Here is a 25333-nt window from a genome sequence, read left to right as displayed (position 1 = left end):
CCCGGACACCCCGCAATACATTCGCATCTACAACCCCACGGCTTGCAGAAAACGTTGTGCGGCCACACCGGTAGCGACATGCCGACGGGTTTCCCCGGAAAGCTCAAGGCGTCCGGATTGTTCGAGAGGCTGACTGTCGTAGGTGTTTTTCAACACGATTTCAAAATGTTCGCGCAACAGGCGGAATGACGTTTCAACCTCGGGATATTCCCCGTCTTCCCGCCACGGCAGGCGGAGGCTGTCCGAAAGCTTTCCCTGCTTGTGGCTCGGCGTATGAAGCCGATAGGTTTCGCAAGGAAGTCCCGCACGCTCCGCATGGCCGGGATGGCAGTGGTTCGTCCATCCCTGCGGAGGTCTGGGAATGGAGCTTTCCAACACGACCTGAGGAACAGCCAGATTTCGTTCAAAGGGTTCCAGACTGATGGAGTATTCCAGCATGGGACGATAGTTGCCGCGTTTCTTGCGGATGGTCCATTCAAGAATCATGTCGCCTCCTCATTGCACGATGTCGATGACGTTGCCGAACGGGGGAATCCGTCCGCCTCCTCCGATACGTGCCCACAGCACGGGATACGGAGGAATGTTTTCAGGAAAACCTGTGGAGACCATGTCCGTCAGATATACCAGACAGGCTGGTGCCATGCCGGTTTCCTCGACATGGCGGAACACGGGCCGAAAATCCGTTCCACCGCCACCGCATGCCTTCAGCGAGAGGGGCAGATCTTCACGGCGAACCGTTTGTTCCCCCATGATTTCCCGATCGCAGTACAGAATTCGAAGTGTGGTGTCATACTGCTCCAGAATCGCGGAAAGCTCGGCCGCAAACTGTTCCAGATCATGGGCAGTCACGCTGCCGGAAGTATCAAGAGCCAGAACGACCTCGGGCAGAGCTTCCTGCGCAAGGGACGGGAAATACAGCCCCATGTGCAGATGTCTGCGGCTGGGAGGTGTCCAGGCATAGTCGTTGCGTGCCCTGTCCCGAATGAACCGATCCAGCAATTCGCGCCAATCCAGCCTCGGGGAAAGCACGGACTTGACCAGCCTTTCCAATCCGCCGGGCAACTTGCCCATGTCCCTTGCCTGCTGCGCGGCTTCGGCAAGAGCCATGCGCCATTCCTCGTCCGCCTTTTCCTGTCCCCGAGGACTGCCGGAACCGTCCTCGTTGTCCGCGTCGCGCACTTCGCCGCTTCCACCCGGATCGCCGGACATCCCGGGGTCTTTCGAATATTCGGCCTCGCCATCATCCCCGCTGTCCGGTCCGCCATCCTGTTCGCCCTGCCCTCCACTTCCGGAAACTTCGTCTCCCGAGCCCTCTTCGCCATGCGACGATCCAGCCTGTTCCGGTGCGGCATCGCCCTGCTCCTGGCCATCCCCGGACTCGCCGAGTTCCCCGGGACCGTCACCGGATGCAGCGGAGGCCAGAGCCGCATAGATTTCGTCCGCATTCAAGCCGTGGTAGGCGGGATTGTCCAGATACCCGACAGGCAGGTTCAATCCGGCATCCAGCAAAAGCCAATTGATGGCATGATCGCAGGCCATGTTCCATAAATCATGGTCGCGCCCCTTGCGCCGGGTGTGATGCTGACAGGCTGGGTGCATCACGGTATGCGCCAGCAGGCCGCAGAGGGCGTCCGGTTCCAGACTGTCCACATAGGCCGGGTTGTAGGCAAGAGTTCGCCCATCGGTCCATGCTGTTCGGCACGTCGAGTCCTCCTCCGGAGTCATGCGCAGACACAGACTCCCGAAAAAGGGGTGATCCAGAACAAGGGCTGTCCGCGCCTTGAGCAGTTTTCTGCGGATGGTCTCGCGCATCAGAACAGCACATCCGCATTGGCTTCGGCCCAGCGGGAAAAGGCTGGGGTTCGCACCATGTCCCGATGGGTGCGCACCGCGCCGCGAACCAGAACCACACCGAATTCCGACGGCAGTCTGGAAGCATAGGTCACAAGCGCCTCGGAAGTCTCGTTTCCGGCCTTTCTGGCCAAGGCTTCACACAAGGCGTACATGGTGGCTGGACTTTCGGGCATGGCAGCGGTCTCTGGAGCGGCAAGGACCTCATCCGGATCGGGAAGCTCGCGGTAGACCTTGCAGAAACCGACGAATTCCGCAGCCGCACCTTCGCCCACGGCCCCCTTGACCAGATCGTATTCCATGTCGGCCGCAGGTACTGCCTGCGCAATGCGGGCAACATATTCCCAGGTACGCGGCGAGGGAAACGCCTTTTCACTTCCCTGCGGATCAAAATCATGCAGCAGGGCGGGGCGGAAACGGATGAAGGCAAGCAGTTCCGGCGACAGGCCCCGGGATTCCGCCCATTCGAGCCAATCCTTCACATCCGTCTCGAAATCAAGGTGAACAAACCGGTTGGCCAGAGCCGATGGCATCCGATGCGTCACCGCACGATCGGATTCCCGGTTGCCGGCCGCCACCACGGTCCATCCGTCGGGCAATTCATATTCCCCTATCCGACGGTCCAGCACCAACTGATAGCAGGCGGCCTGCACCAGAGGCGGAGCCGCATTCAATTCATCCAGAAAGAGAACCCCTTCTCCCCGAGTCGGCAAAAAGGACGGCGGGCACCAGCTTGCGGTTCCGTCCTTCTCGATCCTCGGCAGTCCGCGCAAGTCGACCGGGTCGAGCAGAACGGCTCTGATGTCCACGAGTTCACGGCCCAGTTTCTCGGCCACCTGTGCCACAATCTGACTTTTGCCCACTCCCGGCGCTCCCCAGACAAAGACGGGCTGAGCCAAAGGCACAAGGAGCTTCAAAGCGTTTTCAATCTGTTTCGGTGTCATCAATATTCCTAGGCAGCCTTGCGAAAGGCAACGCCCTCCTGGCGCATGTCTTCCACGATCCGCTGCAGTTCATTCATGTTTCCGATCAACCGCTCCAGGCATTCATCCGCCCGTTGCGTTCCTTCCGCCGTATTTCCGGCTACATCATTGATGACCTTCACAACACGCCCCATCTGTTCCGATGCTGCGGCCTGCTGATCCGATGCCGTGGCAATTCCCTGTATGCGGTTCGTTGCATCCCGAGATAATGTCACGATGGCATCGAGCGCCTGTCCGGATTCCCTGGCCGAGGAGGTCACGTCATTCATGGCTTTTCCCGCCTCCCGCATTCCTTCGATATTGGAATCCGCGACAAGACGAATGGAATTGATGATTTTTCCAACCCTGCCGGTGGCATCCATGGTCTTTTCCGCCAGCTTGCGCACCTCATCCGCCACCACGGCAAACCCTCGACCGGCATCTCCGGCACGGGCCGCTTCTATGGCGGCATTCAAGGCCAACAGATTGGTCTGATCCGCTATGTCGCTGATCACCTCGATGACGCTGCCGATGTTCCCGGTTTCCCTGCCCAGTCTGTCCACGTTTTCGGCCAGAGAATGATACAGGGCGTCCAATTCCGAAATCGCATGAATGCTCCGTTTCACGATCCGAGCCCCCTGCACGGCCTGTTCCGTGGCCATGGAGGACTTGGCGACAGCCTCTCCGGAATTGCTGGAAATATCCGCTGCCGCGATGTTCATCTGTTCCATGGACTCCCCGGCCTCTTCCAGCTTGCGTTGCTGGGAAGCAGCTCCCTGCCCTGCGGAACGCACCGTTGAAAGCAGATTGCCGGCTCCGCCGCACACCATGTCCACCACCTGTTCGATTTGCGACGACGCCTGTTCCAATGTCTGTCCTCTGGCTGCCTCGGCTCTGGCGGATTCCTGTTCCGCACGCCGCACGGCGCGAGTTGCCTTGCGGGATTCCTTGAAAGCTTCCCGGCGCATGGCTTCGGCATCATCGATTTTTTCCCGTACACCGAAAATGATTTCACCCACGGCCTTGCCAAGCTCTCCCATTTCCGCAGGATGGTTCGACCGGGGGAGATTTTCATAATTCCCTGACGCCGCATCCCGGCACGAAGTGCAAATGTCCTCCAGAGGGCGGCACACGTACCGGCACAACGCTGCCGAGGTAAAAAGAAACAGGATGAGCAGTCCCAGCGCCACGGTTCCGCCAAGCCACCAATGCGCATGAGGCATTTCCATCCGGGCAACATGAAATCCGCTGACCGCGGCCGCCCCGAGGCATACGCCGCCGACCAGTCCGTTGACAGCCCAGATGCAACGGGCCGCACGATTCAGACGAAAAAAGGATCCAACAAGGAAAAGAATCCGCCGCATATGTTCTCCCGTTACGCAATCAGGCTGGAATTTCCACAAGGTTGAAGCGAACGTTGCTGACATCCTCCATGAATTCCTCACCGCACTCCTGCGCGATCTCGTTTTCCTCGTGATATCGCCAATTCACCACAATATTCCGGCCTTTGGCCGCCTCATTGTCGAGCATGTCGAAAAGGTCCATGAACACCTTGGACGTGGAACTGTTGAAATAGATGACCTCCATGTTCAATTCGGTGCGGGTGCGAGGGGCGGAGTCCATGTAGGATGCGAGCCAGTCGAACATGGGAGTGTAGAATCGGGAGCAGTTTTCCGGGTACGATTCCCCCCTGATCTCGAAAACACCTGACGTCGGATCGAAATCGATGAAAGGAGATGATTTGGTCCCCTGCACGGTATATTTGGTCATGGTTTGCCTCCTGTTGACAGTGTGTTCAAATCTTCAAGCCGGAATCAGGCAACGACCTTCATGGAAAAAAAGGACGTATCGCAATCCACGGGAATGATCCTGAAATCCATGGGCCCGGCAGCCTTTCGGGCCATGTCGATGAATCCCAATCCCGCTCCCTTGGAATCCGGTGCAGGACCATTGCGGCGTTGTTCCCTGTAAAGAACCTTGAGGTCGGCCTTGCTCATGGAGCGAACCTTTTCGATACGTTTCGAAAGAGTCTCTCCATCCTTTGCCGCGATCCGATTGGCGCAGGCCACGAAAAAACGTCCGTCATCCTCCTGCCCCACGACAACCTGCCCGAGAGCAATTTCGCCATTGCTTTCAGTATGATCCGTACTTTTGTCCACGGAGTATCGAACGATGTTCTGCATTTGTTCCACAAGAATCGCAAACACGCGGTGCACGACATTTCTGTCCGCGACCTCAAAACGCATCTTTTCGCGCATCAATTCGGCAAAACTCTCCACCATACCCTGTGAAACAGGACCGTTGAAATACAGTATTGCCCGATCTTTCTGGAATTTTTCATAGTATCCAAACATTTCCGGTGTCATTTCATTCGCTCCTCGCCTAAATTTCAAATCCAAGCACCGTGACATCATCTCTTCTGGGTTCCTCACCTCTATAGTCTTCAAGCGTTTTTCTCAGCGGAATATCCTGTCCTTCCAACGTGTTGTCCGCATGCTCCAGCAAAAAGGCCAAGAGCCGACTTTTTCCAAACGGCAATCCCCTGGGACCGCCGACCTGATCCGTGACGCCATCCGTTGTCAGAAAGAAACGCATTCCGGGCCGCAACGAAACTTCGTGATCGGTAAAAGCAAATGCTTTGGGCGAACGCACGTATCCGATGCCGCAACGATCTCCCTTGAGCGTACGAATCTGATGATTTTCCATGATGAACAAGGGACGATTCGCACCGGAAAAAAACAAACGGCTTCTGTCCGGTTCGATGAAGCACAACGCGCAATCAAGCCCGTCATCGGATCGGGACGTCCCATCGTTTTGACCAAGAGCATCCTTGATGAGGCAATTCAGTCTGGCCAGCACTTCGGAAGGCTTTGCGGAATTCGCTTCGAACACGGCCCTTTCCAGCATAGACTGCACGATCAGGGTCATGAATGCGCCGGGCACGCCATGGCCTGTGCAATCTATGACCGCCACGAAAAAACCGGAGCCGTACCGTTTCACCCAGCAGGAATCTCCACCAACCCTGTCCCGTTGGCTCCAAAGCAGAAAATGACTGCTGAAAATGTCACTGAATTTGCCCACGTCCGGCAGAAACGAGGTTTGAATCAGGCTGGCGTATTCGATGCTTTCCAGAATCTGATGTTGCGTTTCGGCCAGTTTGTCGATGGCACTGGCCAGCTTCTGCTCCCGAGTGGCAATGGCGTACCCCATCCAGTGCAGATTTCGCCTGAGTCGCATGAAATCATGCTCCTCCCCCTGCTCCGGCGGCAGCACATCCAGAGAATAATCCCCCCTCTTGAGCCGATAGCACTGGTCATTCAATTTCCGAATGCTGTGTTCGGCCATGAGCAGACTGAGCCCGCGCGATATGGGGATGAAAAGGATCACGGACAAGGTCAGAAATCCTACCGTGAAATTGAGCAGTGAGCTCTGATCCTGCGAATAGCCGACCAAAAGCAGTGCGAGGGGAAAGAGAACAAGCCCCAGAAACAGGACAATATCCATTTTTCGTCTGATGCTCCACCCGGCTACGCGTTCAACCATGCCATTCACCCATGTCATTTTCGTTTCAACCTGTTTTATGAATTTGAGTTTCATTTTCATTAAAGTTCGAAAAAAAACACTACATGCAGCAAGGACGACGAAACACTTCAACCCGATCCCGACCATTTTTCTTGGCCGCGTACAGCGCGATATCCGCGTATTTCAGCAGTTCATCAAGATCACGTGTCTTTTCACTCCAGGAAGTGACGCCGATACTGACAGACAACTGCAATGGGCCGTCCCTGGTCGGCACGATTTCATCCCTGACCGCAGCTCGAATGCGATCCGCCACAAAACAGGCGTCCATCCTTCCGGAACCGGGAAGCAGAATGACAAACTCCTCTCCTCCGAAACGTCCGATAACATCAATTTCACGGACCGAGGCACAAAAAACCGAAGCCAGGGTTTGCAAGGCCTGATCGCCCACATCGTGCCCGTGGGAATCATTGACCGACTTGAAATGGTCCACATCCACCATGAGCAGGGAAAGCGCTCCGCCATGCCGTTGATTCCGCGCCAGTTCCCTGCGGGCCAACTCAATGAAGTAGCCCCTGTTCCACAGCCCGGTCAGGCTGTCCGTCCGGGCGAGTCGGCACATCTCTTCCATCATGCACTTCCGTTCGGTCACGTCCACGATCACGCCCACGATTCCGCCAGGCGCTTCCTCCTGTTCAGGCAACAGACTGGCACTCAGTTCTCCCCAGAAGAATCTTCCGTCCGAATGCTTCATTTCGGTTTGATAGGCACGCAGGCTTCCCTGCCGTTCAAGCGTGTTTTCATAGCGCTTCACTGAGGAAATACTGCGAAACATTTCCTGCACCCTTGAAAAACAGGCCAGAAAATCAGAGGGAGTGGCATAACCGAACATGTCAGCCAGAGCGGGATTGACCTCTACCAGCCTGCCATCGGGGCTAGCGCGAAAAATGCCTTCAACCACGTTTTCAAATATGCTGCGATACTTCCATTCGCTGGCGGTCAAGGATTGATTCAGTTCATTCAGACTGTTCTGCATCCTGTCACCCATGGTCACCAGACGACGACTTTGGCGCAGCAATTTTCCGTATTCCGCAACAAGGGAATCAAAAGCCTGAATTTTTTTCCCTGATTCCAAGCAGGTACGAACCCGGCCCAGAATTATTTCCTCTTTCCTGAATACCGCCTTCTGCACGCGCTTCCCCTCCGGAATCCGAACTGATTTCGTCATGTCGAATTGACTGATATTGATATTCGTTTTCAATGTCAAGAGACTCCCACTCTAAAAAAAGCATTGGCGCTCTTCAGCAGGACACCGAAATGAGATTCTGTTTCGTAAGGGACCACCGCTCGCATTTTTTGGTGAAGAGGATGTGCCGTACGCTCAAGGTTTCCAAGAGCGGATATTATGCGGGCTTTCCACAAGGTTTTTGCCCGAAGGCGGCCACCTCACGGCCTTTTGATCCACAGCGACAGGGAAATTCAGCTTGCCAGCCATGATTTCCGATCGGAATTGAGAAGACATGGCTGCGTTCAGAGCATGAGCCGCAAAGGAAATTGCTGGGACAACGCCGTTGCTGAATCCTTCTTTCATACCCTCAAGACTCAATTCGTCCGACATCGGCGATTCTCAAACAGCCTTGAGGCGGAACTGGCGCTGTTTCAATACATCGAGGCCTACGACAACCGGAGGCGGAGACATTCCTCAAATGGCTGGATATCGACCGCCGAATTTGAAAAACAACTCGTCATGAAGGAAGTGGCTTAACTGGTGGTCCACTTTTTTGTAGCAGGATCACATTGTTTCTCATGACTTTTGAAGGACCATGGTGGGCTTGGGAAGGCCTCCATAAATCAAACGCTCCCTCGACTCAGCTGATCATGGGGGCGATATGCATTGCGGCCCTACCCTTAATTCTTCAACGAAAACCCAAGAGCTGTGGCTGGCGAGAAATGGGCCCGGGCCCTCTTGAATGCCATTTCGAATCATGCCATGATTCAATATAGACAACCCTGCGTCAGGGCGCATTGAGTCTTGCGCACGGAGGATGGCCGCGTCGATTGCATGTATTGCTGCCACTTGCCTGGAACCGCCGACTCGCGACATCCGATTTGCTACCAAGCGGTTCCGGCGAGAGAATGCAAATGACCATGACGCGACGTGAGATGTTGCAGGCGATGGGAATGGTGGCTGCGGCCGCCGCCGTAAGCCCCGGGACGGCTTTGTCCAAGTCCATGCCCAAAGCTCCGGGAGGGGGCCTCCTCAAGAGCGACGCCCACTGCCACGTGGTGGACTTCATTCAGGGCAGCGAAGGGCTCAAAAGCCTGATCGGGCATATGAACAAGGCCGGGGTGGCGCACTGCCAGATCATGGGTCTGCCTGTGACAAAAAAATGGGACAGGGTCGATCGGAAGCCGCCGACCTATTATCTCGACAACGATTCCCGGGTTTATTTTTACGGGTCCACGGACGTGGACGTGGCCAGAGCGTATCAGGCCCTGCCAGAGAGCGAACGCGGTCGGCTCCACCCGTTCCTGTGCGGTTTCAATCCCACCGACCAATACGCCATCAACCATGTACGCCGGATGTTCGACTGGTTTCCCGAAGTCTGGCAGGGCATCGGCGAAATCATGCTGCGCCACGATGATCTCACCGCCCTGACCTTGGGCGAGACGGCCACGGCCGACCATCCGGCCTTGGATTCGGTCTATGCTTTTGCCGCCCGGCGCAACCTACCGGTTCAACTGCATTCCAATGTCGGCAACAAGCGGCTTGGGGAACCGGTGTATCTCTACGAAGTGGAAAACGCTCTGGCCAAGCACCCGGAGACCACAATTATCCTGGCGCACGCCGGGGTGTCCCGGTCTTTCTCCATTCCGACCATCACGGCCGACATCAAGGGGCTGATGACCCGCCGTCCCAACCTCTGGATCGACCTGTCGTGGGTGGTCTACGAGGAGTGCGTGGCCCCGGGCGGCCATGTGGACGAACGCTGGGTCGATTTGGTGGAGACGTTTCCCCGGCGGGTCATGATCGGCACGGACATGATAGGCCACTGGTCGGAGTACGCGGCCGCCATCGGCAAGTACGATCCATTTCTGGCCAAACTGGGGCCGGAGACTGCCATGCGGGTGGCCAGCCGCAACTTTCTGGATTTGGTCGGCGCAACAAAGCGCACCCCGGCCACGGCCGATCCCGGGAAGGAGGAACAGCCCTTGCAGCAACGTCTGTCCTTGCTGTCCTCGGACGTGGTCGAGGTATAGCCCGGCCGTCGGGGACATTCCCCTTTTCGCACCCCAAAACGGTGAAGGCTCCTCGGTGTCGCGCTACACCTAGAAATGGGAGGATTACCTGTGCATCTAAGGTGTTGGCGCAGATCACAAGGAACCACCATCCTGAAGTAAGCACCATGGGTAACGAGATAACTGGGCCATTGCTGACTTTTCGGGGCATGCCGTCAACTCCGATTTGTGTGACCGATTTGTGTAATTGGGTCACCGGAGCATGATTTCGGCCCTTTTGTTCAGGACGTCGAATTGGAAAAAAGAAAAGGACTACAGGCGTTTACCCATAGTCCCCATTGCTGGCTGGCGGAGAGGGTGGGATTCGAACCCACGTATGGGGGTTACCCATAACTCGATTTCGAGTCGAGTATAAAGAAATCAAACGAACTGAAAATCAAAGAGTTATGCGGCTTTAATGTGTGATAATGTGCGACAAAATGTAAGAGCATTGCAAAGAATCACACATCAAATCACACATTGTTTCTCATGACTTTAGAAGGACTATGGTAGGCTTGGGAAGGTCTCCATAAATCAAACGGTCCCTCGGCCCAGCGGATCATGGGGGCGTGTTTTTTTTGCGAACCTGCCCTCTAATTGAGGGATGGTGAATTGCACCCTTCCAAGGCTTCCACAAACGCTTCGTCGTGGTCCTTTTCAAGCCCCGGGAAAAAGTTGAGTCCGGTCCGAATTTCGATCGCATTGACCGAAGCGGCGTAGCCCATTTCCTTTGCCCCCTTGGCGTATTCTGGTCGAAAATGAATCCGAGAAGCCGCAAAGGCTGTTGGGAATCTTCCGTCATGATCGCGATGATCTTCCAATACCCGGACGGCACCTTGTGCGGCCGCGAGTAATTGGGCAAGGACGGCATATCCTGTCATTTTGTCAAAAGTACGCTTGAGCCGGATGAACCTTTTTTTGTTTGGCCCTTGGCTTTTTATAGACGGAGGAGTATGCCGACGACATATGATCATACCCAAATACCACGAAATGGTGATCCCCACGCTAACTGTCATCGACGAACTTGGAGGTTCTGGAACCATTCAAGAAATCGCCGAAGGAGTAATCCAGCTTCTCAACCTGCCGGAAGAAGTCACTTCCCCCCCTCACAACCCTGAGAAGTCCAGCCAGACCGAAGTTGAGTATCGTCTTGCTTGGGCTAGGACCTATCTCAAGAAGGTCGGCCTGATCGAGAACTCCAAACGAGGTGTTTGGTCTTTTACCGACAAGTACCAACGTGGGATGAAACTCGACGCTGAAGAGATCGTTCAAACGGTTCGAGGGTTGACAAAAAACTCAAGAAAGAAAGTCATTGATGATGCTCCCGAAGCTCTTCCAGAAATGGGTGATTGGCGTGAGGTTATTCACCAAGCGGTTCTAGCACTTGATCCGAGTGCTTTTGAACGTTTGGCAAAGCGCATCCTTCGTGAAATTGGTTTTGTTCAAGTCGAAGTAACAGGTCAGTCTGGCGATGGTGGTATCGACGGAAAAGGAATCGTGAAGATTCAGGATGTCCTAAGTTACCACGTTGTCTTCCAGTGCAAACGCTACAAAGGCTCTGTTGGACCGGGAGCAATTCGAGATTTCAGAGGTGCCATGGTTGGCAAAGCAGACAAAGGACTGTTCATCACCACTGGGACCTTTACACGCGAAGCAACCAAAGAGGCGACCCGTGATGGGGCTTCACCGATTGATTTGATTGATGGGGATGACCTCGTTGAAATGCTCAAGAAGCTACGGCTTGGTGTGAATGTTCGGATGGTTGAGGAAGTTGAAGTCGATAGCCAATGGTTTGAAAAGATATAGGGACAAACATGTTTGACAAAGTAAGCATCCGAAAGGCGGGCAAAAAAACCGCAGTTGATCCGCTTGAAATATTTAATGGACTAACTCTCCGAGGAACTGTTGAAAACATTTGGGCTCCTCAAAACGAGGCGTTAGTCGAATGGTCAAAGCAACGAGAAAATGACGACATCATAGTTGAGATGAACACAGGCGGCGGGAAGACCCTTGTAGGGTTACTCATCGCACAATCAATCATAAACGAACATCGAGAAAAGGTGCTCTACCTTTGCCCAACAATTCAGTTGGTCGAGCAAGCAGCTAAAAGAGCCAGCGAATGCGGACTACTTGTTTCAACGTATGTAAATTCTAGCTGGACAAACCGCGAACATTTTGACCGCTGCGATGGCCCTTGTATTACAACCTACGCTGCGCTGTTTAACGGATTTAGTATATTTAATCGAGAAGAAATCCGAGGATATGTTTTTGATGATGGACATGTCGTCGAAGGGATACTTCGTGATTGCTTTACCCTAAAATTCAAACACGGATCAGATGCATTCGATGAAATCATTACACTCTTCCAACCATTTTTCGAGGATTCATATCAGTCCGAAATCGTAAACGATGTGCGCTCCGGGAAATATGAAGCGATGCTTTACCTTCCTCAATTTGAACTGAGAAGAGAGAAGGAAAAGCTTCTTGAAATTTTAAGACGCAACAATGTAGCAGACGATGACAACAAGTTTGCATGGAATCATATCAAAGATGATCTGGTGAGATGCTGCTTAATAATTGATGGTTCAGGCATCGAAATAACACCTCCCTGTCTTCCTACACATCGACTCAACGTCTTTGCTGCTGAAAGCAAAAGGGTATACCTCACCGCTACTCTACCAATAAAAACCGATTTCATACGAACATTTGGCATTGAAGCACCGACAAGCATTACTCCTTCTGGAAAATCGGGTGACGCGCAAAGACTGTTTGTATTTCCTGAAGGAGAGGAAGATGAGAAGCAGCGGGAAGAAGCCGAAAATCTAATAGAAGACAAGAAAGGCTGCATAATCGTTCCATCATACAAAGCGGCGGAGGAGTGGAACCACATCGGAGAAATATTTGATAAGAATTGTGATGAAGAATTCTTAGAATCATTCAGAGGTAGAGACGACAATTCAAAACTCATTTTAGTTGCTCGATATGATGGGGTTGATTTGCCAGGGGATAGCTGTCGTATTCTTATTCTATGCAGAACCCCATCGAGCTCTCATCACTTCGACAAATTCCTAGAAAACAAGCTTCAAGTCTCAGTATTGAGATCATCGAAGACAGCTATTCGTATAATTCAAGCTATTGGTAGAATTTTTAGAAGCAATACTGACCATGGAGTCGTTGTTGTCACCGGAAATGAATTGCGACGCTGGCTTTCAACTCCAAAAAACATCGTGCACTTTCCCAGCCTTCTTCAAAAGCAAATCAAACTTGGAGAAGAGTTAAAACGAAACGTGGCCCTAGGCAACATCGCATACGATGATTTGGTTGAGGGGGTACTCTCTGGAAACCCTGAATGGGATAACTTCTATTCAGAAAACATCACTCAGATGGAAACTGAACCAGATCAATTTTTGCCTAGTTGGATATCTGAGATACTTCTCAGGGAAAAAAGAGCGTTTCAAAAACTATGGGAAAGTGACTATCAGGCAGCTTTGAGACTTTTTTCTAAACTTTGCGAAGAGACCCAGAGGCAGGATATTCGTCTCGCCTCTTGGTACCGTCATTGGCTTGGCTTCGTTTATGAAGAACTGGATGACCACATATCTGCTTTTAGGGAGTACAGAAAGGCTGCAAACACTAGGGCAGCCCTTGGACTCCCTAAAAATTTACAAGACTTAAAAGCTAGCATTGGCAAGCAAGACATAAGGACACAGCAATCCACTAACATATTTAGAATATTCGAATCCAGCTATCCCAGAATCCTTAGGGACTTTGACGATCTTAGAGCCGACATCATTTATGGAGACAAGACAAACCCTTGTGAGGAAGCCCTCAAGCAGCTTGGGGAATTGCTTGGTCTTGAAGCTAGTAGACCTGACAAAGAACACAAGACCGGACCTGATGTCTTATGGATTGATCATGAGTCAAAATCGCTATTAATTTTAGAAGCGAAAACAGACAAAAGTGACCCTGCAAAATACAGAAAGAAGGACGTTGCTCAATTCGACGATCATGTTAGATATGTTAATGCAAAATTTCCTGGATATGAAAAATTCCTTGTGATCCTCGGAAGAAACCTTGATGTAACAGCAAGCTGCAACCCACACCCTGACCTAAGAATTGTAAACATAGAACAGTTTCAACGTCTTTGCGACATTGCAAAAGAAATATACAAAGATACCCAAACACTCGGAAAGAGCAAATCAGATTGTCTCGTTTACGATTGGTTAGAATTCAGAGGAGCTAATTGGCCGAGATGCATTACCAATATGCAATCAACACTAGCCATCGATTTGAAAGAAAAACCTAGGGATTAACTTCATATATTGAAGGGGAAGGCCATGAGCTACTCAGAAGTGAAACAAGAGCAAGAAAAGTCAATTCTAGAGGACTATCTTGATTGGCTCAATGAAGGCGAAGATGAATATGAAGTCATCGCCACCCCTGACCCACCAGATGGGATAGTACAAAATCTCACGACAGACGAAACCTTCTGGGTTGAAGTATCGTCTTCTTACCATAGTGATAAATGGGCAATAGACCTGAATTCGTATGCCGACCCAGACCGAAATCATATAGCGATGCCGGATGGTAGATATATGAACATGGACCAGTACGTTGCAGAAAAATTCGCTGAAACCCTAGCAAGCAAACTTTCTAAGACTAGCTACAAAGAAGCATTCGATGAATATGGTCCAGGAGCACTCGTGATAAAAGTCTACTCTCCATGGGCGGTGGATGACACAACATTCGGACTCATGGAAGAAGAGTGCAAGTCAGTGAAAAATGAAACGGGCTATTTCGATGAAGTTTTCATCTACCACAATGACGGTGATGGCTACCGTTTTAGTGAATGGGAAATTGATTAGTCTCTTAAAACCTGACCCATCAAACTTCCCCTGCAAATCCGAGAGGATAAGTGCATTTAGCCGGGAGCCATGGCAAAATTGCACATTCCAACCCTGCGCGATTACTACCTAAAAATAAAAATGTATCCGATGGATGTGTCGGTAATCCCCCCCTAGAAATGGGGGGATTACCTGTCCGATGTTTTTCGGACCAGAAAATAGAAAAAGGATCTTAACCTAAACGACTAAGATCCTTGTTCTATTCTGGCGGAGCCGAAGGGACTCGAACCCTCGGCCTCCGGCGTGACAGGCCGCAACGTGCCAATCTTGACCCTTCCTTCACTCAATTATTCCAGTAACAACCGATTTGAGCAAGCCTCTCAATCCCCTCGCGGGGGTTCAGGAGGGGGTACAGGTTTCCACCCCAATCTCCCCCCTCCAACTCCCACCGCGCGCATTACTTCCCACCCAAAAGGAAGTCTTGCTCAACCCAGACACGCTCATCCGACTGGCGACCGACCTCAAGACTGAACGCGAAAAGCGTCAGGAGCTTCAAGCAGAGCGCGACAGGCTCAAGCCAAAGGCCGAAACATTGGATTAGCTCATGGCTTCGGACACGACTCTGCCCATCGGATCGGTAGCCAAGGCCCTGCACAAGGATTTCGAAATTGGCCGCAACAAACTGTTCAAGTTTTTCCGGGATCGGGGAGTTCTTATGGCGAACAATGAACCCAAACAGATTTACATAGACCGAGGATATTTCCGTGTCGTGAAACGCCTCTACGAGGTTCACGGCGAGATGCGCGTAGGCACGCAAACGCTCGTCTACCAGCGAGGCGTGACCTTCATCGTGAAAATGTTGCACAACTCCTCTGACAAGGCAGCGGCGTAGGACAAAAAGAGAAGGCCCTCAAAAATTTGAGGGCCTTCTCTTTTGCTCAATACGCCTTCATCTGCTCCAGCACCATGCCGATATCTCTTCGGCTGACCTTGTGGACCTTGGCCCGGGCCTTGACTCGGGTGGCGAGGTTCGTGCTCGTGATCTGCATCCACGGCTTGCCCTCGGCCTTCATTTCCCGGTTCCATGCTTTCCACTCCGCCTGAATCTCATGCACCTTGCGGCGGTCGTGATCCCGGAAGGCGCGGACAAGGCGATTGGCAAGTTCGCCCGCCTTTTCACTGCGCACCTGCGTCTTCACCTGTCTGGAACGGTATTGATCGTAGGACTTCCGATTCGACACAGGCTGGAATCCGAGACTCTTGCCGATGGCCTCACTGCCAGCCAGCTTGCGCGGACCGGGCTGGCCCGGGTCGTTGATCGGCCTGCCGGACAAGGTGTACTGACCGTCCCGCCACATACGATATCCGGCCATGCCGTTGCGCACAATGGTCGGCGCGACTTCCTCGAAGGCCCTCCAGTCATCCCCGGCCTTTCTGGCCTTCATGAATCTCGACGGCTTGGTCACGATCAAATCCCATGGAATGCCCAGAATGTCGCCCAGATTGTCGGCGATGTTCTCTTCCAGCGTTGCGCCCGGCTCCATTCGGGCGAGAACCGGAGTCTCCAGTCCCACTGATCCGCCAAGGGAAAAGCCCGCGCCTGCGGGCAGGCCGTAGGAAACGATGTCGCGCAGCACGTCACCTTCAGGCAGCCGCTTGCGGATTTCCTCGGTCCAGTCGTCATCATCGCCAGTCAGCCACTGGAACAGATGCATGATCGTGGCGTAGAACGGCAATGCCGTGAATCCGCCAACCAGAGCCGTTCCCAGCATGGACTTGGCAAAGGCAGTGCGCCCTTCCCTGCCCTGCGTGCGCAGCATCCAGCTCCAGATGGACAGGATGTTGTGGGAGAAGGTCCGGAACGTGTAGACCGGATTCGCAGCGCGCCCGGCCACGGAATTGCGGAGCGGCTGGGGCAGGTTGGTCTTGCCGTAGACAAAATGGGAATCTCGCACGATGTCTTCGGCAAATGCCTTGGCAGCCTCGAAGTTCATCTTCCTGCCCGGATGCTGTTTCAGCTTGCCGTCCCGCGCGGCCCGGTATGCGGCCAAAGCCAGAGACGCCCGGTTGAACCGCTCGGCAATGGCCATGGGCATTCCGGCCCACCGAAGCAGCTTGTTCCAGAGGTTGCCCAGACTCACACCCTGCACACGCCCGCGAATCTCGTTGAGGAATCCCTCGGTGATCACGTCCTCGCGGTACAGGTCGTTCAGGAGCCGCGCTTCATCCTCGGGCAGATGCTTGCCCTTGGTCACCGCATCCGTCAGCGTAGCCATGGCGGCCTTGGCATACCGGAATCCGCCGTCCCTGGTCTCCATGCTCAAACGCGGCACGCCCACGATGAGGTTCTGCGTCAGGTTGAGCGCGGCGGTCTTGAGGTTGAAGCCCAGATACCACAGAAAGGCCAAGGCCTTCACATTGCCCACGGTCCGGTCGATCCGGTCCCCGTTCCTGAGCATGTTCTGCACGTAGTTCGTTGCATAGACATATTCACGCGGATGGTCTTTCGCATCAATCTTGCCCAGCAGCTTCGTGAAATCCCGACTGGCCTGCATCTTGGTAATCCATCCGGAAAGCCCAGCCTTGTAATCGTAGAGAATGCCCTGAATGTCCTCGGTTTCATACCCGGGAACACCCTTGCGGCCAATGGTCGCAGCGGACCAGCCCCGGGCCTTCATGATGTCGGACACGGCTTCGGCCATTCTGGTCCTGATCTCTTCGCCCCTCTTGCGATCCTCCACCTTGTCGGCAGCGGCGTTGATGATCTGCTCCATGGCGTTCGTGTCGATGGGGAATTCGTACAGCTCGTCGGGAAGGTGCTTGTTCTCCCCCTTGTCCCAGTTCCGGGAATCCGCAAGGTCGATGTCGGGAAACCTTTTCTGCAGTTCAGGCCATTTGGCCTTCAGCTTCCGTGAAGCCGACGCCTTGTTGGCTGCGTCAAAATGCTCCCGATAAACCACTCCCCTCCTGTTCTCACGCCAATACTTTTGGGCGGTAGATTCCTTGGCAAATTCATCCGATACGATATCCCCCGCGCCATTGAACACAGCCCAGTTTCCGCTTTCAGTCCGGCCAACCCGATTGTCGCCCATGATCTGAATGTAGTAGGCGCCGTACCGCTTGTGCGGGAAGTAGTTGTGGACGTGGTTGATGTTGGTCCGGAAGGCCTTGATCGTATCGTCGTCCACCTCGGCCATTTCCCGCATGGCATCATAGGCCCGCAAAAAATCCCGATCCAGCGACGTTCTCAGGGCCAGCAGGGCCTTCTTCACCTTGTCGGACACGGGCTGCCTGTCGAGCCATGCCTCGAACATTTCATGGTAGCGCGGATTCATTTCCAGCACGACCCGACCGTTCTCGATCACGTCCCGGCCTCTGTCGTCCCGGACCGCAATGAACTTGTCCAGATTCATTCCGGGCAGCTTCCTGCCATCGATCTTCCAGATCATGTCCCGCAGCGAAGCCTGATCCTCCCTGCTCATGTCCGCAAAGAAATCCTCGACTTCCTCCAGCGACTCGCGCAGCACCTTGGCCCGCTCGTCCATGCGAGTGAGCTGACGGCGATAGATGGCATCGAATGCCGGGAACCGCTTGGCAATCCAGTGCGGCAGACTGCAGACCTCCTGAAGGGAGGAAAGATCGCCGGATGAAAGCTTGTAGACGAAGGACGGGACCGAATCCTTTCGAGCGGCCTGTTTGGCAATACGGCTCGGCTTGTCTGTCAGGCCACGTGCAGCAGCTTCTCCCCACTTCGGGAGCCTGCCGTGGTTCCTGTCCCGCATTTCTTCAAGGAGTCGCTTAAGGGGATTGAGTTCGCCTCGGGAGAACTGAGCCGTTCCGGAATCCGGCTTGACAATATCTTTTTCGCGAATTATTTTGTTTCCACTCCGGAGTTGGAAGGCCCCAGGCAATTGCAGCTTGGACATGCGTCTGACCTCGGAGTATTTTTTTTTCATTGAGATACTTCAAGCGGCCTTGTCTCGCCTGACCAACCACCCAATTCCATCCCGAAACCTTTCTGCCGTCTCTTTCGACGCTTCGGTCATGGATGCTTGCAATCTCATTGACCACAGCTTTCCCACCCTGAACGTCCAAATGGACGGGAACAGCCAAATGCTCTCCGGCGTGTTCCATTTCCGTCATGACAACCAAACTGTTGGCCATGGTCGCGGATTCCAAAACAAGAATCGGGTCCGCAAGATGCAGCGGAAGAAGGTGAAGCACTTCCAGAGGAATATCGTGCTTGTTCCGTGCCTTTCGAAGGACATGCTGAGACATGACCACAGGGACATTGCTGGCCCCCAATTTCCGGAGGACATCAGGAGTTTGCCCCACAGTCAAAATTCTTCGAGGATGAAGTTTCCCGGCTTGGAAGTCATCCAACTGTGATTCCCACTGCTCCACATCGCTTTGCACCTGCTTGGTGACCTGCGCCTGCGTCTGCCGTTCCTTTGCATCCCTCTGGGCAAAGGACACCGCAGGCTCCATGCCTTCCACGGTTTCGCCGTTTTCCCGGGAACGCCCATGGATGGTGGCACGGATGGATTCGTTCACGATCCACGCGACCTCGGAACCCGTGAGCCGCAGGTTCACACCGTGTCGTCGCAACCATTCGGCCACAGCCTTGACGAACCGCCGCCATGCGGAAATCTCCCGGCCCTCAAGAGCATGATCCGCCTTGACCTTTTCCGCGAGGTGCGCAAGGTATTCCTCGGCAGCCCTGCGCTGATCAATACGGCTGTTCAGATCGAATCCGTACTGCTTGGCAATGAGCCGGAAGGTCGGTCTCCCGCCTGCCGCCACGTACACGAGGTTGAGCATCCGGCGATATTCCAGCGGGGAAAACAGCTCCCGCAGTCCGGTATGCACGCCCTGCTCATGCATCCAGAGAGCAACGGCCCGGCGGACCGACCCGATGTTCTCGGCAACAAGGTAGACCTTTTCCCGGTCGTTCGCGGCCTCGATGTACCCGGAACCCTTTTCCCGGGCCTGCGCCTTGATGGATTCCGGCAAGTCCTCGAAGGACTGCACCACTTCCAGCGGCAGAGCGTTTCTGGCCTTGCTCTGCAATCGCTGCAAGGTCGCCAGAAGCAGCTTGCGGGGCATGCCTCTGGTCCTTTTGCTGGCAAAGGAAAACGCAGCATCACGAGCCGTGTCGGGCTTGGAAACGCCCTCCTCCCGCAAGGACTCGGGCTGCACCATTGCCTGAAAGACCTTTCCGTCATCCTGTCTGCGTTCAAGAAGCACGGCAGGCATCCCGTCGCGCTCTCGAACCGCCTGTCTTGCGCTCCCGGCAACAAGACCCGTGGTCCGGTAGGCTTCGCCATCCTCGGCCACGATGGTTTCCGACTCTTCAAGAGCGGCCCGGGAACTCCGGGAAAGACTGCGAGTCCGATCCTGTTCGATGAACTTGTTCGGACGACTGCCGCGCTCAATGTCCGCTTCGGCTTCGGCAAAGGCCACCTGTTTGGCCAGCCACTGCACTTCCTCGCGCAACGCATCCCGCTCCGAGGTGTCGACCTCGATCCGGGCCAGCTCCTCATTGCGCGGCTTGGCCTTCTTGAGCTTTTTCAGAGAAGTCTGCGCTGCTGATCCTTCCCATTCCACCAGACGCGAAAGCGTGGTCGGGGAAAAGACCGAGGCAAGGTTCGAGGAATTGACCGCTTCCTTGGCGCGAACGGCTTCCAGCCGCAAACGCTCCCCGCCCTTGGTGACCAGCTCCACGAGAAAACGGATACGACCGTCCCTGTCCTTCATGTCGCCGGAGATTTCCAAGGCGGCTTCCCCCAGATCAAGAGAAACCGTCTTTCCATATCCGGCCTTTCCGAGTGCCTTGCCGACAGCCCGGGCATAACCGGACCGGGCCTGCATCTCCCTGCTCATCAGGTGCGGCTTGACGGGCGGCTTCGGAGCCACGGGCGGCTTGCCTCTGGTCTTCTCCGGAGCGTTCTCCCATCCGGCAAACGCCTTTTTGTACTCCTCGAGGGCGAGCTGGTGCGCAGCCCATTCCCTGTTGAACTGCCGCGTCAGGGCATCCATGGCCTGAGCGTATTCCTCCACGGAGCCACCTTCCCGCCCGTATCGAATCCGGGAGACCGAAACATTGCCGAATTCCCGAGCCCGCTTCTGCAACCGTTTGGAATTTGCGTCGAAGCGGTCAAGAAAAGCCTTGGCGTTCTGTCTCGACATCAATGCGCCGTCGATTTCGGCGGAGATTTCGTCCAGCTTGCGTTCGGCCTCCAGCTTCTGCCGGAATACCGGGTTGCCCGTGGAAGTGGCCATGAACTCGGCGTACTGGTCGGAGTCCGAACTTTCCTCCTGCACGGAATCAATGTCCCCGGAACGGAACTGCTCGATGGCTCCGGCCTTTCGTTCCAGAATCTGCCACATGACCGTATCCGAGGTCTGGCTGGTGGAATACGCGGTAATCTCGACCTGAAACCCGTCCGGGTCCTGTTCGTAGAACATGTTGCCCTGACGGATGATCCGGCCTTCACGCTGTTCCACGTCACTCGGCCGCCACGGGGCATCCATGTGATGCAGGGCCACGAGTCGCCGCTGCGCATTGGTCCCGGCCCCCATCTTGGCGGACGAACCGATCAGCACGCGCACATAGCCGTTGTTCATGCGGCCGAAGAGCTTGTCCTTCTGCTGAGGCGTGTTGTGATCGTGAATGAATTCGATCTCGGTCTCGGGGATTCCCCTTTCCACCAAAGCCGCCTTCAGGTCGTCGTAGACGGAGAATCCCGTATCGGCCACGGCCATGGTGGTCAGAATGTCCTCCGGCGAATTCGCGGCAAAAAAGGCCTCCACCTTGTCGCGCATATCGTCCCGGGCCTGCGGGTCGCTGACAAGCGCTTCGACGCGCTCGTACAGCGTTGTCCACTGGTCCGAATAAGGCATGGACCCCAGACTGCGCAGAAAGGACGCAGCCCGCTTTCTGTCCATGACCAGATGGGCAACGTCGCGCAGCGTCTTTTTGGCATTCTTGGCGGCCTGCTTGGACGGCGTGGACAGATCGCAGAAGACAAGCTGAGTGCCACGCTGTGCGTCCCATTTGCTGTAGGTCTCGGAAATCCGTTCCGCTGCCCGGGCCACCTTGCCGCCTTCGTCCCGGGGGGCGGCATGATCGACCGTGCGAATGTCCAGACTCATCTTGCGGGCATCGGACAACACCCAGAGGGCATTATCTATGCTGGCGTAGTCCCGATCGCTCTTGTTGGCTTCAATGGCAGCCATCCGGGCCACAAGGTAATCCATGAATTCCCGCTGGGCCGGAGTGATGTCCCCGGTATCCAACTGCCTTCCGCCGCCCTTGACCTTGGGCAGAGGGAATTCGGCCCGTTCATGAGTCCCGTGTTTCCTGTTCCGCTCCCTGACCTCTTCCGCATAGATTCGCTTGAGGTCTTTCAGCGAGATCACATCGGCAAAATGCTCGTAGATCTGCTTGAGCGCAGACAGGTTGTTCAGGCCGGAAAGAACGCGACGTTCCTTGAGTTTCTGCGTGGCCGTGTACTCCAGCCGGGTTTCCGTGGCCGCATATGCACCGGACCAGGAATCGAACTGCAACTGGTTGCGCGCCGCCAGTTCGTCATGCGCGAGGTAATTCATGATGGTGTAGATTTCGACCAGCGAATTCGACACCGGAGTACCCGTGGCAAACACCACGCCGCCACCGCGCTTCTGGACGCCGCGAACCTTGATGTAGAGGTCGAAGGCCTTCTTGCTGCCGTTCGGGTCGTTCATCCCCACGACGCGCTCTCCGGCCGTGGCATACTCGAGGTTCTTGAACTCGTGCGCTTCGTCAACCACAAGGTAGTCCACGCCCATATCCTTGAAGTTGATACCCATCTCGTCTCTGGGCCGCTCCTTGAGTTCCTTCAGCTTGTCCTCGTAGCTGTCGATCCGGTTCTGAATCTGCGTCAGAGTCCGTTTGCTCTCCCCGGTACGCCGGGCCTCTTCCAGCACCTCGCGCAGGGCATCCATCTTTTCGGTGACGATGATCTCGACATCCTCGGTCGGAGCCTCGATGAACCCGAGCGAGGAATGCCCGATGATGACCGCATCGAAGTCCCCGGTCGCAATCCGGGCGAACAGGCGGCGGCGATGCTTCTTGGCAAAATCGGCCGGAGTCGCAGCCAGCACCTTGGCGCCGGGGTACAGCTTGTAGAAATCCTGCGCCCACTGCGTGACCAGATGATTCGGGACCACGATCATGGGCTTGCGCGAAAACCCGATGCGCCTGCGCTCCATGATTCCGGCAATGGCCGTGAACGTCTTGCCCGCACCAACCACATGATCCAGCAGGACGTTCTGATCCTGAACCATGCGCCATGCCGCGTTTTTCTGGGTCCGACGAAGCTGGATGGCCGGGGTCATGCCCGAGGGCCTGAAGTACTTCTCGCCGTCATATTTTCGGGGCGAATGCGTATTCATCTTCTCGTTGAAGGCTTCCACGATCATTTCGACCCGGCCTTCATCGGAATACGCCCAGTCCTCGAAGATTTTGGCCATCCTGTTGACGAGCGCGTTGACTTCCTTTGTCGCCTTCTCGTCCTTGTACGAAGTCTCGCCGTCCCGCCGCATGATCGTCAGGCTTTTTCCGGCGGCTGCCGCATTGAACAGCTTGACGAGATTCGTATCGGGATGACGGAAGGTCAGGCCCAGATCGGTAAGGCTCTGCCCCTGCATCTTGGCAACCATCCGCCCCTGAGACTCAAGCAGGCTGAGGCTTGCGTTCTGCGCTCCAAGGGCTTCCAGAAAATCCTTGAAAATCTGCTTGGGAATCCAGAAGCCACGGATGTTCGGCCGAATCTGTTCCCTTGTCTTGGGCGCAGGCATGGCCACTTTCAACGCCTTGATGTTCGGAGCCATGTCCCGCGTGCTGTCGCCTTCCATGGCCCGATCCAGCTTCCGCTTCACGTTGCCGGACAAATAGCTTTCCGCGTCCTCGAACGCTTCCGTTTCCGGGTTGAAGAACAGCTCGGGGTTTTCGCCAGTCGTCAGATCGTCAATGACCGCGTTGATGTCCTGTCCGGTCAACTTGGCCATGTACGGCAGGTCAACCTTGCCGTGCTCCACCATGGACACACGCAACGCATCCGACGAATTGGCTGCGGACGTTATCTCCTTGCGCGGATAGTTCACCCGCTGGTTCAGGATGTCGGACTTGGTGGCGTGGGCCTTGCGAGGTTTGTCTCCGGTTTTCTTTGAAACCGAAGAACTTATTGCTGCTTCATACGAAGACTCCAGCCCGGCTTCCGCGCCGATATCTCCGCCAAGCAGACGAAAGTTTCCGGGTGCACTGACAAAACCATGCTTTTCGACAAAGGCATCGTAGGCCCTGTTCAAGTTCTGCCTGAACTTTTCGATATTCGGGCCATCCGCCAGTTCTTCCTGAATCAGTCGCTGGGTACGGTTGCGAAGGTCCAGCAGGCCCTTCAAGGCGGCATGCCCCCTTGTCCCCAGCTTCTTGCGGCTGTAGTTCCGGCGCACCTGTTCAAGGTCGTCCTCGTAGTCCCACTTCAGGCGACTTCCCTGCGCTTCCACGGCATTCCTGATCCGGTAGACCGAGGCCTCGGCTCTGGTCGGCTTCGGCTTTTCCTTCATGCCCTGATTGTAGGCGACCTGCGCGGCCTCGTTGAACTCCGCAAGGATCGCTTCCGGGACATCCCCCTGCTGCGCTCTTGTCCTGATTTCCTCGGCAGCATCGGCCAAGGACTCCCATTCCGCAGCCTGATCGCTCCATGGCGTTTCCGGCGTGACTTCCGTCACAACGGCATTGCCGGATTCATCATCCATTTCCCGACGCAGGATTCGGCCTTCGTCATCGAGCATCATGCCGCCAATGGGAATGTCGCTCTGTTCCAGCATGGCCGGAGCCAGGTCCATGTCAGCGGCAGTCCTGTCCAGAATGCCGGACAGTCCGGAAAGGGAACCGGCGAGGATTTCGTCAATGGCCTTGCCCACGTCGCGCCCGTCACCATGCACCGTGTACTCCTCCGCACCACGGGCATACATGGACCCGTCCATTGCCGACTTGCCGAGAATATGGCCGGAATTTTCCGCAAAATACCGATTGACGCGAATGCCGTCTTCAAGCTGGCCCGAGGTGTCCAGCCACGCGGCCCCCGGTTCCGGCTTCTCATCGGCCCGGAGTTTCTGCAGAAGAATGATGTCCGTCACGACATCGGTTCCGGCGTTCGCCTTGAACGCATCGTTGGGCAGGCGGACCGCGCCGAGGAATTTGAAGTCCTTTGCCAGAACATTTCTTGCTTCCGGATTGGCCGTATCAAGGAAGCGGTGAGTGACCACCATGCCCATGACGCCGCCGGGGCGAAGATGCATGCCGGTCTTGGCGATGATGTAGTTGTGAATCTTCATGCCGGAAAGATGCTTCCGGTGTTCGGAACCATCCCGCACGACATTGGAGCCAAAGGGCGGATTGCCTATGGCGATGTCGAACACGCCGTCAGCAAATGGCGCGTCCTGAAATCCGGTACCGACCATGATGTTGGCTTCGGGATAGACCATTGCGGCCAACTGACCAGTGATCGTGTCGAGTTCGGCGGCATGCCATTCCGTGGCTGCGGCCATGTCCCGGGGTTGCAGCCCGAGAAAGTTGCCGATTCCCACGGACGGTTCAAGGGCTCTGCCACCCTTGAAGCCCATGAGACGGAACATGCGCCACATGGCATCCACCACGCCCCTTGCCGTGTAGTGGGCATTGCGGACGGAAGCGTATGCGTCGCGGTATTCGTCTTCGGACAGGAGTTTTTTCAGCTCGCGCTGAGCTCGTCCGTACAGGTCGGAAGATTCGGCCTTCTTGGGATCGAAGACCGACTTGAGTCCGCCCCAGCCGACATAGCTGGCCATGGC

The 25333-nt window shown here is 55.1% G+C and carries 16 protein-coding genes and 1 pseudogene; 6 read left to right on the top strand and 11 right to left on the bottom strand.

Annotated elements, in window-relative coordinates:
- Nucleotides 1-27: 27 nt before the first annotated feature.
- From MPN23_RS03845 to MPN23_RS03810, 8 genes are read right to left on the bottom strand one after another with little or no spacing between them, the layout of a single operon-like run.
- Complete coding sequence (locus MPN23_RS03845; RefSeq protein ID WP_243546236.1) at nt 28-486, bottom strand: hypothetical protein; 459 nt, start codon at nt 484-486, stop codon at nt 28-30.
- 9 nt (nt 487-495) lie between these two features.
- Nucleotides 496-1812 (bottom strand): DUF2201 family putative metallopeptidase, encoded by a 1317-nt coding sequence (locus MPN23_RS03840; protein ID WP_243546235.1) that lies wholly within the window; start codon nt 1810-1812, stop codon nt 496-498.
- Nucleotides 1812-2795 carry an AAA family ATPase gene (locus tag MPN23_RS03835; RefSeq protein WP_243546234.1) on the bottom strand — a complete coding sequence of 328 codons (984 nt, stop codon included), beginning with the start codon at nt 2793-2795 and terminating at the stop codon, nt 1812-1814. Before MPN23_RS03835 ends, MPN23_RS03840 begins: the two co-directional genes overlap by 1 nt.
- A gap of 8 nt (nt 2796-2803) precedes the next feature.
- On the bottom strand, nt 2804-4177 hold the full coding sequence (locus tag MPN23_RS03830) for a methyl-accepting chemotaxis protein (RefSeq protein WP_243546233.1): 1374 nt from the start codon (nt 4175-4177) through the stop codon (nt 2804-2806).
- Nucleotides 4178-4196: 19 nt separating this feature from the next.
- Nucleotides 4197-4583, bottom strand: coding sequence for a DUF1987 domain-containing protein (locus MPN23_RS03825; RefSeq protein WP_243546232.1), 387 nt, complete (start codon nt 4581-4583; stop codon nt 4197-4199).
- Nucleotides 4584-4627: 44 nt separating this feature from the next.
- Nucleotides 4628-5179 (bottom strand): SiaB family protein kinase, encoded by a 552-nt coding sequence (locus MPN23_RS03820; RefSeq protein WP_243546231.1) that lies wholly within the window; start codon nt 5177-5179, stop codon nt 4628-4630.
- A gap of 16 nt (nt 5180-5195) precedes the next feature.
- Complete coding sequence (locus tag MPN23_RS03815) at nt 5196-6416, bottom strand: PP2C family protein-serine/threonine phosphatase (protein WP_243546230.1); 1221 nt, start codon at nt 6414-6416, stop codon at nt 5196-5198.
- Nucleotides 6417-6435: 19 nt separating this feature from the next.
- Complete coding sequence (locus MPN23_RS03810; RefSeq protein ID WP_243546229.1) at nt 6436-7524, bottom strand: sensor domain-containing diguanylate cyclase; 1089 nt, start codon at nt 7522-7524, stop codon at nt 6436-6438.
- 174 nt (nt 7525-7698) lie between these two features.
- On the opposite strand from MPN23_RS03810, the pseudogene MPN23_RS03805 reads away from it, so the two are divergent.
- Nucleotides 7699-8097: pseudogene (locus MPN23_RS03805) on the top strand (transposase); the annotation flags it as partial.
- A gap of 383 nt (nt 8098-8480) precedes the next feature.
- Nucleotides 8481-9593: an amidohydrolase family protein gene (locus tag MPN23_RS03800; RefSeq protein WP_243546228.1), complete on the top strand. Its 1113-nt coding sequence runs from the start codon at nt 8481-8483 to the stop codon at nt 9591-9593.
- 611 nt (nt 9594-10204) lie between these two features.
- Here MPN23_RS03800 and MPN23_RS03795 read toward each other — a convergent pair.
- Nucleotides 10205-10585: a hypothetical protein gene (locus MPN23_RS03795; protein ID WP_243546227.1), complete on the bottom strand. Its 381-nt coding sequence runs from the start codon at nt 10583-10585 to the stop codon at nt 10205-10207.
- Between MPN23_RS03795 and MPN23_RS03790 the strand changes: the two genes are divergently transcribed.
- The 4 genes from MPN23_RS03790 (at nt 10578) to MPN23_RS03775 (ending at nt 15347) form a co-directional block, all read left to right on the top strand.
- Nucleotides 10578-11417: a restriction endonuclease gene (locus tag MPN23_RS03790; protein ID WP_243546226.1), complete on the top strand. Its 840-nt coding sequence runs from the start codon at nt 10578-10580 to the stop codon at nt 11415-11417. The two genes, MPN23_RS03795 and MPN23_RS03790, sit on opposite strands and share 8 nt — an antisense overlap.
- Before the next feature lie 8 nt (nt 11418-11425).
- Complete coding sequence (locus tag MPN23_RS03785; RefSeq protein WP_243546225.1) at nt 11426-13924, top strand: DEAD/DEAH box helicase family protein; 2499 nt, start codon at nt 11426-11428, stop codon at nt 13922-13924.
- A gap of 24 nt (nt 13925-13948) precedes the next feature.
- Nucleotides 13949-14476: a hypothetical protein gene (locus tag MPN23_RS03780; protein WP_243546224.1), complete on the top strand. Its 528-nt coding sequence runs from the start codon at nt 13949-13951 to the stop codon at nt 14474-14476.
- A 583-nt stretch (nt 14477-15059) separates the two neighbouring features.
- A complete protein-coding gene (locus MPN23_RS03775; protein WP_243546223.1) occupies nt 15060-15347 on the top strand; it encodes a phage antirepressor KilAC domain-containing protein in 288 nt (95 codons plus the stop codon).
- Between the two features lie 46 nt (nt 15348-15393).
- On the opposite strand, the gene MPN23_RS03770 is transcribed toward MPN23_RS03775, so the two are convergent.
- Both MPN23_RS03770 and MPN23_RS03765 read right to left on the bottom strand, forming a co-directional pair.
- Nucleotides 15394-18237 carry a PLxRFG domain-containing protein gene (locus tag MPN23_RS03770; protein ID WP_243546222.1) on the bottom strand — a complete coding sequence of 948 codons (2844 nt, stop codon included), beginning with the start codon at nt 18235-18237 and terminating at the stop codon, nt 15394-15396.
- Between the two features lie 16 nt (nt 18238-18253).
- Nucleotides 18254-25330 (bottom strand): MuF-C-terminal domain-containing protein, encoded by a 7077-nt coding sequence (locus MPN23_RS03765; protein ID WP_243546221.1) that lies wholly within the window; start codon nt 25328-25330, stop codon nt 18254-18256.
- Nucleotides 25331-25333: the final 3 nt, after the last annotated feature.

This window comes from Pseudodesulfovibrio tunisiensis (assembly GCF_022809775.1).
In the GTDB taxonomy this organism is placed as follows: Bacteria; Desulfobacterota; Desulfovibrionia; order Desulfovibrionales; family Desulfovibrionaceae; genus Pseudodesulfovibrio; species Pseudodesulfovibrio tunisiensis.
This window is presented reverse-complemented; position numbering and strand designations above follow the sequence as displayed.